Source organism: Brevibacillus sp. FSL K6-2834, from assembly GCF_038592925.1.
GTDB lineage: Bacteria > Bacillota > Bacilli > Brevibacillales > Brevibacillaceae > Brevibacillus > Brevibacillus borstelensis.
Genome location: NZ_CP151945.1, coordinates 2,037,547 through 2,051,553, shown reverse-complemented (window position 1 = coordinate 2,051,553; position 14,007 = coordinate 2,037,547). Strand labels below are relative to the sequence as shown.

Genomic DNA, 14,007 nt, shown 5'->3' with positions numbered 1-14,007 from the left:
TTTGCTACTTGCATTCGCTTCTCTTGCTGCGGTCAGGAAGCCGCGCTTTTTTCGGCGGAGGTGAGATACACATTCTTGCCAGCCCCCAAGCCGACCAGGAATAGCAAGAAGGCTACGATGAGCAGCAGGAAGAGCGGCATCGTCCAGCCTTGTGTCACGTCATGGATAAAGCCAAAAAGAGTCGGGCCGAGCGCAGCCAGCAGGTACCCGACCGATTGGGCCATCCCGGACAGCTCAGCCGCTTCGGCCGCACTGCGTGTACGCAGCGAGAAAAACATGACTGCCAAGCTGAAGCTGCAGCCGCCAGCGATACCGATCAGAATAATCCAGAGCGGCATGAGCACCGTATTTCCAGCCAGCAAACCCGCGTACCCTATGAACATGCATCCTGTCGTTATGGCCACGAGCAGACGCTGATTGGATACTCTCCCTGCAAGCACTGGCATCAGGAAGCTGCCAGGCAGACTGGCGAATTGCATCAGGAACAGCATCCACCCCGCAGCAGAAGGACTTACACCTTGATCCTGAAGAATCTGCGGAATCCATGCTATCCCCACATAAAACACCAAGGACTGCAGCCCCATAAACAGTGTCACTTTCCACGCAAGCGGAGATTTCCAAATTGCCCCTGCAGTCGAACCCGCTCTAACCGAAACTGCCGTTTGTGCGTTTTTGCGCAGCTGTGGCACCCATACGGCCAATGCGATAAAAGCCAAAATGGCCCAGCAGATGAGCGAGCCTTGCCACCCGAACGAAAGACCGTGAGCAATCGGGATGCTCACCCCCGAAGCGATGGCAGCGAACAAATTCATCGCCATGGAGTAAGCACCGGTCATCACTCCTACCTTTTGCGGAAAATCCCGCTTGATCAAGCTTGGGATCAGCACATTGCCGAGAGCGATAGCCAAGCCGAGCAAGGCGGTCCCGATAAAAAGCAGCCAGACCGAGTGGAGGGAGCGGAGAACGATTCCTGTCAGCAGGACAAGCAGGCTGTACATAATCGTCTGTTCCATCCCGAACCGCCGCGATATTTTCGGGGCGAGCGGTGAAAGCAGGGCAAACGCGAGCAGCGGCAGGGTGGTCAGCAGACCGGCGACTGTATTGCTAATGCCGGTATGATCGCGTATCTCCCCAATGATAGGACCGACAGCCGTTATCGGTGCCCGCAGATTGGTGGCAACAAGTATAATCCCGAAGGCGAGCAGCCATATGCCGGCCCGTGCTCCTTCACGGGATAAAGCTTGATCTGTATTCATTTTGCATCTCCCCGTTCTTGATCCTCGAAAGCCTGCTGCGCTGCTTCAATATGAGCCCGGACAGCGAGTATTGCCTCTTCCGGTCTGCCCGCGACAATCGCATCTATCAGCTCTCTGTGGATTTTTTTATGCAGGGCGAGTCGCTTGGACGCAGCCGAGAAAACCACTTTGTCTACCGTCTCTCCAATGGACTGCTGGATCGACTCAGTCATGTGCTCATAAAGCTCCAACAGGATGCTGTTGTGCGCTGCTTTTACGATAGACATGTGAAGCTGCACGTCTGCTTCAATATAGGTCTGGGCGTTATCGGCTACCTCGCTTGCTGTCAACCAGGTCTTCATGGCTTCCACGTCTTCCGGCGTTCTCCTGAGCGCAGCAAGGCGGGCGGCATCCTGCTCCAGTGCAGAACGCACCTCCAGCGTTTCTGTCAAGGCAGAGCGCTGAAAACGACGCTGCAGAGCAGCACCCAGTTCACTGGAAGAGCAAACATAGGTGCCGTCTCCCTGTCTTGTTTCCAGCATACCTGTATGCACCAAGGCCCTGACGGCTTCCCGTACCGTGTTGCGGCTGACCCCCAACTGATTGACCAGCTCCGGCTCTGGCGGAATTCGCGTGCCAACCGGCCAGTCCCCTGACTGGATCAGGGAATAGATCTGTGCTACAACCTGCTCCACCAGTGTCATTCTCCCTGCCTGTTTTAATTTCATAATTCTCACTCACCACCAAACGTAGGATGATTGGATGTTTTTGATTATAACATAGGCGAATGGTGTGTCAACCCATCAACTCTTTTGAAAATAGGATTATAGACCCTTGCTCCCGTTATTAAAGATGGGCTTTTTTAAAATTTTTTACAAAAGTTACAGGAAAACAGTAAAAAAGACCTACCCTTCTGACGATAAAGGTAGTAGACGCTTTTTCATTTTTCACCTGACCAATGATTGGTCAGGCTTTTTTTCTGTTCCACAAAAAATCCCCCGTCCATGCATTCGTCCGGGGGCCTATACCTATTCCTTTTAGCTCCTGCTACAAACCAATTCGCGGTTATATCATGCACTCGTTTTCTGATATCACCAAAGGGATTCCGTTCTCCCCAAAAATACGTACTACGCGGATATATTGATGTACAGGGAGGTCCGGGAACATAAATGCAATTTCGCCGCTCGGAAAAGACGTGACGATGTGCGGGATGGAATCGGGTATCTTGGCCAGCTCGCGCCGAAAAGCAGCGGCCTTTCTCCACGGTACTTTAAAATAGAAGGAAGGACGAATCACGGGCAAACACGCTCCTTATTTGTTTCATTTCTGTATCGGAGAGTGCCGGGGCATCGAATATATGAAAAAAGCTGCGATATCGAGCTATAGGCATGATAATTTTGACGGGACTTTTGTATTACTTTTGCTCTCTGTTTCATTCATGAATAGCTTCTTACACCAATGCTCTGTATATTCCGTTTACTTTGCAATACCTACAAAATGAGACTCCTCTTTTCCGTTGCGGACCAATTCACAAACGATCGCACTATGATTGGACAAAATTTTCCATGCCAGTAGCAACTCATTTTCGTTTGTCCTGTTGTGGCATTTTTTTACATGCCGATCAACCCTTCGATCAGAGGCCAAATTAACACTATTTGCGTTTCCCTGCAAACGAAATAGAAAAAGCCCCTTCCATTTGCCCGTAAAAGACAATGAAAGAGGCGATTATGTATCGGATAAAAACGTCGATATGGCGAGCATTTGATGAAAAATGATGCCCCCACGCGGAATCGAACCACGAACTGATCATTACGAGTGATCTGTTATACCGTTTAACTATAGGGGCAGGTTCAAGACAGTTTCTCTTTTTCTGCCTGGTAAAATAATACCCAGCCGTTTTACAAAAATTATTCTAGTAAAAAGAAGGCTAAAAATCAAGAGGAAATTTTAATGTTTCCACTCGATTTCAGCCTTCCGCAAAACGTCGCCAATCGGCGCATCTTGTATCAACAGATCGGCAATACCGTCGAGATGGGTAGCATCCCGATTGATAATGACCAGCTTCGCCCCTCTTGCTTTCGCCTGCTCTGGAAACCAGTTGGCCGGACTTACGGCAAGCGATGAGCCCAGTACAAGGAACAGGTCTGCCCGCTCTGTCCATTCCACCGCTTGTGCAAAGGCGGCTTCCGGAAGCGATTCTCCAAACAGCACGACAGAAGGACGCAAAAACCCGCCGCACTCGCACGCAGTCCCCCCCTGATCCAAATAGCGGGCAGACTCGTATTTGTTTGTACAGCGCATGCAGGTAAGCGTGGCTAGTGTCCCGTGGAGCTCCGCAACACGCCGGCTGCCGGCACGCTGATGAAAGCCGTCCACATTTTGCGTAATGATCCCCTTGATCTGTCCCCGCCGTTCCCATTCGGCCAAAATCACATGCCCCTGGTGAGGCTTACACGACAGAAGCCCTTCCACTCTCATCCGGTAAAAGGAGACAAATTCCTCCCGATTGTTGCGAAGAGCATCTGTGCTGGCGAGTCTTGCCGGGTCTTTTCCCTGCCACCATCCCGTCCGTGCAGAACGGAAATCAGGCAGTCCGCTTTCCGTTGACATCCCGGCTCCCGTGAAAACGATGGCGTGGCGGGCATCCTTGAGCAGCTTGTTCAATTCGTCCAAAGCCTTCCCCTCCTCTCACGAATGCATACAATTGTTCATATTTTATAGGAAGTCAACGACAAAGTACACGGGGAGGAGCAGTCAAGATGAACATCTATCTCGTCTCAGACATCCACGGTCAGTATCAAGCGCTTCGCGAAGCCTTGCAGCGGGTTTCCTTTTCCCCGGAACGCCAAGACAGCCTCTACGTAATCGGAGACATGGTCGACCGCGGCCCCCAATCAAAAGAGGTACTGGAGTATTTGCTCAGTCTGAAGAATGCTTATCCGGAGCAGATTTTCTTGCTCAAGGGAAATCATGAGCAGATGTTCGAGGACTGGCTGAAGGGGAATATGGATCCCACTTTGTATTTGCTGATGAATGGCGGAGATGCCACCGTGCGCTCGTTTTTGGGGCGACAGGCATTGCGCCGCGCCTTTCTTGGCGAAGTCCCCCCCGTCGAAACGCAAAACGCAGCGCGCGAAGATATTCTTGCCCGTTACACGTACTTGCTCCCCACTCTCGAATCGCTGCCTCTCTACCAAATGCTGCCTGCCAATGAATCCACCGGAGGGCAGCCGCCGCTGCTCGTGCACGCAGGCATTCGGCCGGGCATCCCCCTTTCCAAACAACGTCCCGAGGACCTCCTCTGGATTCGAGAGCCGTTCTACGATCATTACAGGGGAGAAGAAATGGTTATCTTCGGTCACACGCCCGTCCCCAGGCTTCCCGGGTATACCGGACAGGGCCCTTGGCACCACGGGAACCTGATCGGCATCGACGGCGGAGCGGCGTCCCCGCAAGGCGGCATTCTCCTCGTCAACTGGCCTTCCCTCCGGTATGTTTATGTTCCGCTCAGAGGTCTGCAATCGGCTCCCCGGGTACGCCTCACTTAACGAATGATCGGCGGGGGAGTTGCCGAGAGCAGACCCGCCAATATCAAGGCCGCCAAGACAATGATGAGCTCAAGGCGCAGCGTCCAGGACAGCTTCTTCGCCAAGCGGAGAGCGTCTTTTTCCTGCAATCCGGAAAGCACGGTCAGTCTGGGCATTACCCGTCCGCGATGGAATGCGGCGATGAGTAGCGCCAGCAAAAACGCGCCGATCTTGGCGGTCAGGATGAGCCCGTACGAAGTGGTCGCCAGCTGCTGGAGCTGTGAGAAGCGGAGCAGCCCGAGGACAATGCCTGTCCCGGAAATGACTGCGACCGAATACAGTGCCAACTGGGCGAATTGGCTCATCAATTTGTGCATGGCAATCAGCCCATCGGGATTCATGGCGAGCCGGAATGACAATACCGTCAATCCAGACAAGCCCCCCATCCAGATGACTGCCGCCGCCATATGGAGAACGTCAGAGGTCATCGAAGCAAATCTCTCCTGTCCTGCCATGGCGTGACCCGTCAATGGGAACGTGCAAAACAGGGCGATGACTGCTATCGTACTTCCCCACCGGAAATGAGCCGTATAGCGCACTGCCAGAAGAAGCAGGAAGCAGAGCAGGGGCCGAATCCATCCGATCGTGCCTGTCATCGTTTCACGAAGCAGCGTCAGCATGTTTTCCCCAAAGCCTCCCGGCAAGCGAAGCATGTCAGCCAAAAGGCAGATTCTTACGGCACCGCTCACCGCAAAAAAGAGCATGGCCAGCCAGATGATCAGCTTGACCTTTCTGCTGTGGAGCCACTTGGTGTCGATGGCCCGGACAAACCCTTCCCACCTGGAGAGAAACACCAAAATGCCTAAGCCTCCCGCAACAAGCACATCTGCCATCCGCAGCCATCTGTTCCATACCTCATGAGCCTCGTGGTTATGGTCTTCCGGGGAGGCAAACTTGTCGGCGACAATTTCTACGCCGCTTTCCCCTTTTGTAACCTGGGCATCCGAGGAGCCATTTCCTTTTCCAACGGTTACGGAAGGCTGCTGTCCGTTATTTGCCTGAACCCCCGAAATGGACACCGATGGGGCTTGACCGGCTTCGTCGGCGGGAGATGTCTGTTCCGCTTTTACGGAGTTTTTATCCGCTTCCGCTGAAGAGGACTGCCCTGCTGTACCCGGGGCTGCAAGCTGTGAAGATCCTGTATTTTGCGATTGCCTGGCATCTTGGCTGTCAACGGGAGCTTTTTTCACTTCTTGTTGCGGGCTGGCAGCCTTTGGATCGGCGTAAGGAGCGGCCTTCTCTTCACTTTTTGAGCCTTTTGTTTTTTCCGTCGCTGCCGAAGCGCTCTCGTTTTGTTTAGCCGGTCCGTTTTTTGACTGATTCAAAGCTTCCTGTTCCTGCGCCGGAAGAGCAGTGGGCGGCGGAACAGCAGCTTCAGTCGTCTCGTCCCCGTCCAGGGAGACCGTATCAGCCGGACGATGTTTGGGCAGCGGTACTCCTACAGCGAATCGGAACGAGCCTTCCGTAACATGAGTATCTACCGACAACACTTGCCATTCCACACGGTATATACCGTTTTTCAAGGAAGAGACCGGCATCACGAGCGTCTTTTTTCCCTCTGCCCGAAACGTACCCGGTACGACCTCTCCCTGCTCTGTTTTCAAAACGAGCGAGCTCACATTTGCATTGATTTCCTCCGTGAAGGATATCCGTATCTCCTTCGGCGAGGTTTGCAGCTCTGACTCCTGCTGTGGCGAGGATTGATCCACATTGGCATGAGCGTACACAAATGACGGAACACTGCACACCATGCATACACACAGACAGAAGTAAAGGAGCCATCTTTTCATACGTTGTTCCCCTTTCCATTTGCCAAGCCCTTTCGCCGCCGAGAAATAGCTTCCGGCAGAGAAGACGACTAGAAAGCCGCCGAAAAACTTTCGACGGCTTTTTCCGATTGGCTATCGCTGCTTATTTCTTCGTGATGACAATCGCTTCCGGCAAAGTGCCGATCGGTGCCAATACTTCGACTGTCGCTCCTGCTTCCATTGCGGCTTTCCGCAAATCCACCTGGCCGGTTCCCTGATAAGCAGGATTCAAAGCCGTTTTCACGAATGTAGCTGGTACAGTCGTCTTCCCGTCAGCCGATGTCAGCCCGGACACGTCAGTCAGCTTGCCGTTGATATAGACGAGCGGCTGCGCACCCTTCGCCTTTTGCGCCGGGAGGGAAAACTTCCCGTTCTGGACGGAAAAGGTCATGGTTGCCTCGTAATTGGTTGTATCGTATTGACCTGCCACTTTTTCATCGGTAGCCGGTTTCGCCCGGAGCAGATAATAGTCAGCCGGGCCAGTCGTAAAGGCAATCGTGCCATTTGCATCTGTCTTGTAGATGGCCGCATCACTGGTGCTGCGGCGGATCAGGGTAATTTCCGAGTTTGCAAGCGGCTTCCCTTTTAGCAGCAGTTGAACAGACACCTTCTGATCAGGTGTAACCGCTGCCGGGTTGAACTGCGGCACCAGCTCCGCCCGATCCAGGCTGACCGGACGGCTGAAGCCCTTCAGCTCTTTTACTCTTTCCAAAGAAGGGATATCGCTGACGGCGACGAAGGATTTAGCACTGCGCAATGTCCGGCTGGAGACCTCGGCATTTTGAAAGAGACTGTCTCCTTCCACGGACACGATGTATGCACCCGGGGTGGAAGCGGAAAAAGAAGCTACGTAATAGTTGTTTTTCCCCGGCTCTGTCACTTCTTTCTCTTCTCCCGTATAAAAGAGAGTCGTGGTAATATCTGCTTTGCTTCCATTCGGAGAGGTAACGTATACTTTGGTAGAATCGGTACTCCACTTGCCCTCGATGCGATAGCTGCCATGATGGTTGGAGTGGTTTCCGAACAGCAACTCTACGTACGAAACCTCGCCAGCCGAGACAATCGGTGTATTGGTTTGCGACCAGCCGTCATGTGCCGATGCCGGTACAGCGAGCAGGCACGCCAAAGCGAGAGCAGGAATAAGCGTCATTCGTTTTTTCATGGTTGAGTTCCTCCCGATCGATTGTTTTTCCTTTGATATCCAGTCTCAGTATATGGCTCGTCCGCTGGATTGAGTATGACTCAACAGGGCTATCTTTGAGGGGCCAGGGTTGAACGATATGTGAACGTGGGTGAAAACAGGCAAGTTCAAACAGCGTTCACAAGTTGTTACTTAACATAAGTTACTTCCTTTATGTAATTATGGTAAGATAATGGGCGAGGTGTTGATATGAGACGAGAGAGTATAGTGGAGCAAGCGCTCTTTGCAGCCTGGGTGGTTTCCCTGGTCGCAACCGGGGGCAGCTTGTTCTTCTCGGAAGTGCTGAAGTACATTCCGTGCGAACTGTGCTGGTACCAACGAATTTTTATGTATCCGCTGGTCCTTTTGCTCGGGATCGCTTCCGCAAAAAAAGATTACGGAATTGCGCGATATGCCCTGCCTCTGTCTATTATCGGGGGAGCCATTTCACTCTATCACTATCTGGTACAGAAGGTCCCCGCTCTGCATGAGCTCGGCAACGCGTGCGGAATCATCCCGTGCAACACGGACTACATCAACTGGCTAGGCTTTATCACCATTCCGTTCCTGGCGCTCATCGCTTTTCTTTTGATTACCGTACTGCTTATTTTCATTCGTACCAATGGGAAGGAGAAGTAAAGCATGAAAAAGATCATTATCCTATCCGTCATCGCTGCTGTATTTCTGATCGGAGCCGTCGTGTATTCGGATATGGCCAACAAGCAAGCTGCAGAAGGAAATCCTTTCGGCAAAACAAATCTGAATCCGGCTACGATCGCTCAATTGGATGACCCCAATTATGGAAATCAAATTCTCCCTGACGAATTGAAAGCAAAGCTGGAAGGGAAAGAAGAGCTGTTCATTTACTACTACAGTCCGACTTGCGAACACTGCCAGCGAACGACACCCGTCCTGGTTCCGGTTGCCGATGAGCTGAAAGTGGATGTCAAGAAGCACAACCTGCTCGAATTTGCATCCAGCTGGGATGCGTTTGCCATTGAGTACACCCCTACTCTCGTCCACTACAAAGATGGAAAAGAAGTATCTCGTCTGGTCGGCGAACAGACAGCCGATGAATTGAAACAATGGTTTCAGGAACAGAAAAAATGACTTGCAGCCTCCCAATTTACGGGAGGCTTTCCTGTTCTCGCATAAAAAAGGTGGCGTTTATGTGAACACTCTTGTAAATCAACAGGGAAATAGCCCGTTTGAGTCATCTTTTTCTCCCCCTTTTTGCCTATAATGTTGTGGGAGCAGGAAAAGACTTTTCACACCGCCGGGCAGGATACTTGCCCCAGCGAAAAGAAACCGTCCGCTTTTTGATGCAATTTGACAAAAGCAGGGGTTTCTCGTAATTGTGATGACAGAAAGTGAGGATGTACAAGTGAAACGACATATATGGACAGTGATTGCCTCGCTCGCCCTGATCGTGGGCGCGGGCTGCAGCAAAGAAGAGAATGCCCTCCCCTCTGGGTCTCCTATTGAGGTAGCCTTGACGATTGAGCCGCAGGAGGTCGTAGCCAATGAAGCGGTAACCTTCTCGATAAAAGTGACCCAAGACGGTGCTCCTGTCGACGATGCCAGGGAAACGGAATTCGAAATCTGGAAGGATGAACAGGAACAGCACGAAACCATCCCGGCGACACTCCAAAAAGAAGGAGTTTACACCGCCCAAAAAACGTTTGCCGAGCCAGGAGCATACAACGTGATGTACCACGTGACAGCCCGCGATTTTCACAATATGCAAACACAGACCTTTACGGTAAAAGGCGCCGCTGATCAAGCTGACGGCTCTCATGCAGCGCACGAGCACGATCAGGCTTCCCAGCCGGAACATTCGGCTGCGCATGAACACGGCAGCTCTCACGGGTCAGAGGAACACCATCACGGTGCCGTTGTCAATATGCACTTTCAGCCGGCTGAGTCAATCAAAGCAAATGAAGCTGCTTCCTTGACGGTTCATGTGCAAAAGGACAACCAGGCTTTGACGGAAGCTGCGGTCAAATTTGAAATCTGGCGCGAAGGCGAAGAGAAGCACCAGTATGTGGATGCCAGCGAAAAACAGCCTGGCGAATACACGACGGCAAACGCCACTTTCCCTGCTTCGGGTACGTACACCGTCAAGGTGCATGTGGAAAAGGGAGAGATCCATGACCATAAGGAATTCTCGGTAACCGTACAATAAGCCTTGCCATTCGAATGTTTGCGACAAGCCCCGCCCACTAGTATGAGCGGGGTTTTTTACGGCTTGGGCAGCCCGGCCGCTTTTCCGGTTTTCTTAATATTTTTACATATCCACAGAAACTTTCATCTTGCAGAAATGTCCATGGACTGATATAAGAATCGAGTAGAGAGAAGTTGGGAGAGGATACGATGAAAAAGAACAAACGATCATTTTTGCTTGCACTCGCCTGTTTTGGCATGTTGAACGGACTGGTACCTTCTGCCGAAGCCGCGACAGCTCCGTCCGCCCCCACGATATTGCTGGATGGGTATCCGCTGACCTTTGCCGCTGAACCCAGACTTGTTGAGGGCAGAACCATGGTTCCTTTCCGTGTAATCGCGCAAGCGTTGGGAATTGACGTACAGTGGGACGGCAAAACGCGAACGATTACGGCGGACAAGGACGGGAAGCACATACAAATGCAGCTGGATAATCCGCAGGTTATGGTGAACGGCGTGGCCACGCAGCTCCCCGTCGCCCCCTTTGAGCAAAACGGGCACACCTTGATCCCCCTGCAGTTTTTCAGCACGCAATTCGGTGCCCAGGTAAACTGGGAGCCTGCCACACGGACCGTTTCGATTGCTTCACCGCGCCAGAAGCTGCATACCACGGCGTTTTACGCGATTTCATCTTATTCGCAGCGGCAGTATATCCCGGCGTTTGATGCAGTCGCGTTTGGTTGGGCCCGGATCGACGGCAATGCTCAGCTTACCCTTGAGGGGAAGGATTTTTATTGGCCGAAGCCGGCAAATGACATCACTCCCGAGAAGATCATCGAAGCCACCAAAGAACAAGGGACGGCTCCCTCTCTCATGGTGTTTGCCACAGACGGCACCGGAGAGCTGACGCGCCTGCTGTCTGAACCCGGTCTGCGTGAGCGTGCGATAGCTGAAATTGTCTCGCTTGCCAAGGAAAAAGGGTTTGCCGGTGTGTCACTAGACTTCGAAGGTCTTGGACTGAGCGGCGATATCGCATTGGCCCGCCAGCAATTTACCGAGTTCGTTCAGTTGTTGGCGAAACCTTTGCATGAGTCAGGCATTTTGCTTTCGCTCGTGCTTCATCCCCTCAACAGCTCCTATCAGGGGTATGACTACGCCTCTCTTGGCAAGGTGGCCGATGAGCTCGTATTGATGGCCTACGCGTACGAGGACGAAAAGCGTCCCGAGCCGATGGGTAAAGTAAATGAAGCAATCACGATGGCACTGGCACACGTGCCAAAGGAAAAGCTGCTGCTCGGAATTTCAGCAGCCAGCGAAGACGAGCAGTCAATTGACAGCAAGGTCGGTCTGGCCAAACGCCATGGATTGAAGGGCATCGCTCTATGGCGCCTCGGACTCATCACCGAGGCCGAAAAGGCTCGCTTGGCCCAATCCATCGAAATGAAAGAAGCTGCTCCAGCCTTTCTTCAATCATCCTCATGACGATAGCAACGCGAGCTCCATAGACTCATTGGAATCCCCCGTATCCGCCAAGGACACCGGGGGATATTTTGTTGTGTCTGCTTTTTCAAGGCGCCTGTGCCAACTGGAAACGATGTTGTTTTTTTCTAGGATTTAGGTAAAATGAAAGTATGGTCCCCTGCATATGGAGCAAGGGGCCACCTTTTATTATATGGGGGGATTATGCATGAAAATGAGGCGAACACCGTGGCGACTCGCAGACTTTGCTGACCGTTGGTTCATTCCAATACGAACAGGAGATGAATACGATGAACCGTAGTACCCTGCCTAATTCCATGCACCGCCGTTTGGTGGAGCAGTTGGTTTTCTTTGACGAACAACGCATTCCTTTTTTAGATCTTCATTTTGCCGGTAAACACAACGAACGCCAAAAAGCCAATCAGTGGCTGGACCAATATGTTTCTACTGTGGAAACACTGCTGAAGGAAACGAAAGATCAAGAGACTTCCCTATTGCCCAAAGTGGTGATCGGATCGCAAGTTGCTTTGCAATACGTGGATGACGGGTTGGAAGAGTCCCTGACGATCTGCTTTCCGGAACATACTGACCCCGATCTGGGACGAATCTCGTTCCTATCGCCTATAGGTCGACAACTGCTGATGAATCCTGTCAATGAGCCGGTTCGTCTGGAAATGCCCATGGGGACGCAGGAGGTCATTGTCCGCTCGATTCGTTTTGTCGACTGGTAACGTTGAAAATAACAGCAATCCCTTTTCCGTACTGTGCGATTGCCTTCACAATACACGACAGAACCGCGGCCACCCGACAGGGAAGGACCGCGGTTTATGGTTTTCCCCTAAAAAAAGAGCCGCTTTCGCAGCGGCTCTCATGTTCTCATTTTAAAAGCAAGTAAAGGATACAATCCGATTTAAAGCTAAGCCGAAGTATTGCCATGTGAAGCCGTTCCATCGATAGCCTGCAACTGTGGTGCGGCTGACGAAAACGGGATAAAACCAGAACGACCGGCCGTTGCGCAGCCAGACGAACGTAAAGCGGAACAAGCATCCTCGGAACGATCCGCGGTCTACGCGGAACTGCTGCCCGAAGGAACGAGGAGCGCTCGGTATCCTGCTAGGCGGCGGTACAGATGGCGGGGGCGGGAAGCCTCCGGGAGGGAATGCGCTGCTTCCAGGCGGCTGACTGCTGCTGCCGGGGGGAAAACCACCACTGCCAGGGGGAAACGGAAAACTCATGATCGTTACACCTCCTACAAGTTTCCCTATATAGAAATGCAGAAAAAGGCAGAAAGGCATGCGCGAATGCCGCTGGTCAATCATCCATTTTTCCGCGACTGCCGTCTGGCTCATGTCCTTGCTTTCTGTTTTAAGGGGAAATAAAAAGAGCGGTTGCACTGCAACCGCCCTGGTGATGGCTATTTCGGATGTTCATTTGATGCTTGCTCTGACTTACTCGACGTGCGATTAATACGGACGCCCGCCCATGATAAAGCGGTATTCCCAGTGGGTATCAGAAAAGTTGGTTATTTTCACACCGCCCGATTCTTTGGAAAACGTTTGCAACAGCTTGTCATCTCCCATGTAGATGCCTACGTGGGTAATGCTTTGCTTGAGGGGATCGACTCCTTTGTAATCCGACTCTTTCCAGCCGCGATAGCTCATGAAAAAGACGAGATCCCCTTTCTTCAACTGTTTCATGTCATAGGTATAGTGACCGTGCTGCTTCACATAATTCGCTTGCGAACGGGCACCGCCTCGTCCCATGTCGATTCCCAGACCATCCCGGTACGCCCACATCGTAAATTCTGAGCAGTCCATCGTATCTTTATTGGAGCGGGTAGAGCCGTATTGATACGGTGTCCCCAAATATTTTTTTCCAGCCTCGATCACCTTGTCTCCTTTGGACTCGGCATCATTGTTCACTGGTGGTTTCGCAGGGGCTGGATTACTTGTGCCTGTCCCATCCGTCAAAAAGGAACGCACCCCAACCAGTTTGCCTGTATAGGCGGACAGACGTTTTTCCACGACCTCGTATTCGCCTTGCGAGGAATAGATGAACCGGTCATTCCCGACATAGATCCCCATAAAATTGGGATTGCCGGTCCCCTTGCTGGAGAAAAACAGCAGGTCGCCCGCTTTTACCTGATCCTTGCTCACTGTTTTTCCGGAACGATACAATTCAGCGATGGTGTCCTCAATGGTTACGCCTACTTTTCCAAATATGTACGTGGCCAAACCTGCAGAACCGAACTGAGTCGGGCCTTCCGCTCCATATTTGTAATCCTTTCCCAAAAGCGATTGGGCCAAGGCCGCTACCTGCTCCGCTTTGCCGGAAAGTTGCGAATCATCAGACGCTTCGGCTGCTTGTCCATTTTCTGCGAACATCAGTAGGGATGTACCAAGCATGACGGCAACCGTAGACTTCTGTATCCAATCTCGTTTCGTCACTCGCATTCTCCTCCTAGCTGTGTTTTCCCAACAGATTGGGTACGCAACCAGTTTAAAGCAAAAAGGGCGCAGCCGATAAGGCTGTAAATCTTTCCAACAGTGGATTTG

Annotated in this window: 13 protein-coding genes and 1 tRNA gene; 6 read left to right on the top strand and 8 right to left on the bottom strand. The window is 52.0% G+C overall.

The window, feature by feature from the left end; translation table 11 throughout:
- Positions 1-32: 32 nt before the first annotated feature.
- From NST96_RS10070 to NST96_RS10055, 4 genes are all read right to left on the bottom strand, one after another.
- Positions 33-1,256, bottom strand: a complete 1,224-nt coding sequence (locus NST96_RS10070) for an MFS transporter (RefSeq protein ID WP_003390795.1) — start codon at positions 1,254-1,256, stop codon at positions 33-35.
- Positions 1,253-1,963: a FadR/GntR family transcriptional regulator gene (locus NST96_RS10065; RefSeq protein WP_024983694.1), complete on the bottom strand. Its 711-nt coding sequence runs from the start codon at positions 1,961-1,963 to the stop codon at positions 1,253-1,255. Before NST96_RS10065 ends, NST96_RS10070 begins: the two co-directional genes overlap by 4 nt.
- A 1,047-nt stretch (positions 1,964-3,010) precedes the next feature.
- Positions 3,011-3,081: transfer RNA gene (locus NST96_RS10060), tRNA-Thr, on the bottom strand.
- A 101-nt stretch (positions 3,082-3,182) separates the two neighbouring features.
- The gene (locus tag NST96_RS10055) at positions 3,183-3,908 is read right to left on the bottom strand and encodes an NAD-dependent deacylase (RefSeq protein ID WP_003390802.1); all 726 of its coding nucleotides are present in this window, start codon (positions 3,906-3,908) and stop codon (positions 3,183-3,185) included.
- Between the two features lie 86 nt (positions 3,909-3,994).
- Between NST96_RS10055 and NST96_RS10050 the strand changes: the two genes are divergently transcribed.
- Complete coding sequence (locus tag NST96_RS10050) at positions 3,995-4,783, top strand: metallophosphoesterase family protein (RefSeq protein WP_003390805.1); 789 nt, start codon at positions 3,995-3,997, stop codon at positions 4,781-4,783.
- Here the strand turns inward: NST96_RS10050 and NST96_RS10045 are convergent.
- On the bottom strand, positions 4,780-6,612 hold the full coding sequence (locus NST96_RS10045) for a copper resistance protein CopC (protein WP_342406204.1): 1,833 nt from the start codon (positions 6,610-6,612) through the stop codon (positions 4,780-4,782). The genes NST96_RS10050 and NST96_RS10045 overlap by 4 nt on opposite strands.
- A gap of 121 nt (positions 6,613-6,733) precedes the next feature.
- Positions 6,734-7,792 (bottom strand): DUF4198 domain-containing protein, encoded by a 1,059-nt coding sequence (locus NST96_RS10040; RefSeq protein ID WP_003390809.1) that lies wholly within the window; start codon positions 7,790-7,792, stop codon positions 6,734-6,736.
- A 228-nt stretch (positions 7,793-8,020) separates the two neighbouring features.
- Between NST96_RS10040 and NST96_RS10035 the strand changes: the two genes are divergently transcribed.
- The 5 genes from NST96_RS10035 to NST96_RS10015 all read left to right on the top strand — a co-directional run bounded on the left by NST96_RS10035 (position 8,021) and on the right by NST96_RS10015 (position 12,183).
- The gene (locus NST96_RS10035) at positions 8,021-8,449 is read left to right on the top strand and encodes a disulfide oxidoreductase (RefSeq protein WP_024985450.1); all 429 of its coding nucleotides are present in this window, start codon (positions 8,021-8,023) and stop codon (positions 8,447-8,449) included.
- Positions 8,450-8,452: 3 nt separating this feature from the next.
- A complete protein-coding gene (locus NST96_RS10030) occupies positions 8,453-8,920 on the top strand; it encodes a thioredoxin family protein (protein ID WP_003390813.1) in 468 nt (155 codons plus the stop codon).
- Between the two features lie 274 nt (positions 8,921-9,194).
- Positions 9,195-9,995 (top strand): FixH family protein, encoded by an 801-nt coding sequence (locus NST96_RS10025; RefSeq protein ID WP_342406199.1) that lies wholly within the window; start codon positions 9,195-9,197, stop codon positions 9,993-9,995.
- Positions 9,996-10,183: 188 nt separating this feature from the next.
- The gene (locus NST96_RS10020; protein WP_342406197.1) at positions 10,184-11,455 is read left to right on the top strand and encodes a stalk domain-containing protein; all 1,272 of its coding nucleotides are present in this window, start codon (positions 10,184-10,186) and stop codon (positions 11,453-11,455) included.
- A 287-nt stretch (positions 11,456-11,742) separates the two neighbouring features.
- Positions 11,743-12,183: a GreA/GreB family elongation factor gene (locus NST96_RS10015; RefSeq protein WP_003390819.1), complete on the top strand. Its 441-nt coding sequence runs from the start codon at positions 11,743-11,745 to the stop codon at positions 12,181-12,183.
- A 150-nt stretch (positions 12,184-12,333) separates the two neighbouring features.
- On the opposite strand, the gene NST96_RS10010 is transcribed toward NST96_RS10015, so the two are convergent.
- Both NST96_RS10010 and NST96_RS10005 read right to left on the bottom strand, forming a co-directional pair.
- The gene (locus NST96_RS10010; RefSeq protein WP_003390822.1) at positions 12,334-12,687 is read right to left on the bottom strand and encodes a hypothetical protein; all 354 of its coding nucleotides are present in this window, start codon (positions 12,685-12,687) and stop codon (positions 12,334-12,336) included.
- Between the two features lie 228 nt (positions 12,688-12,915).
- Complete coding sequence (locus tag NST96_RS10005) at positions 12,916-13,905, bottom strand: NlpC/P60 family protein (protein ID WP_342406194.1); 990 nt, start codon at positions 13,903-13,905, stop codon at positions 12,916-12,918.
- Positions 13,906-14,007: the final 102 nt, after the last annotated feature.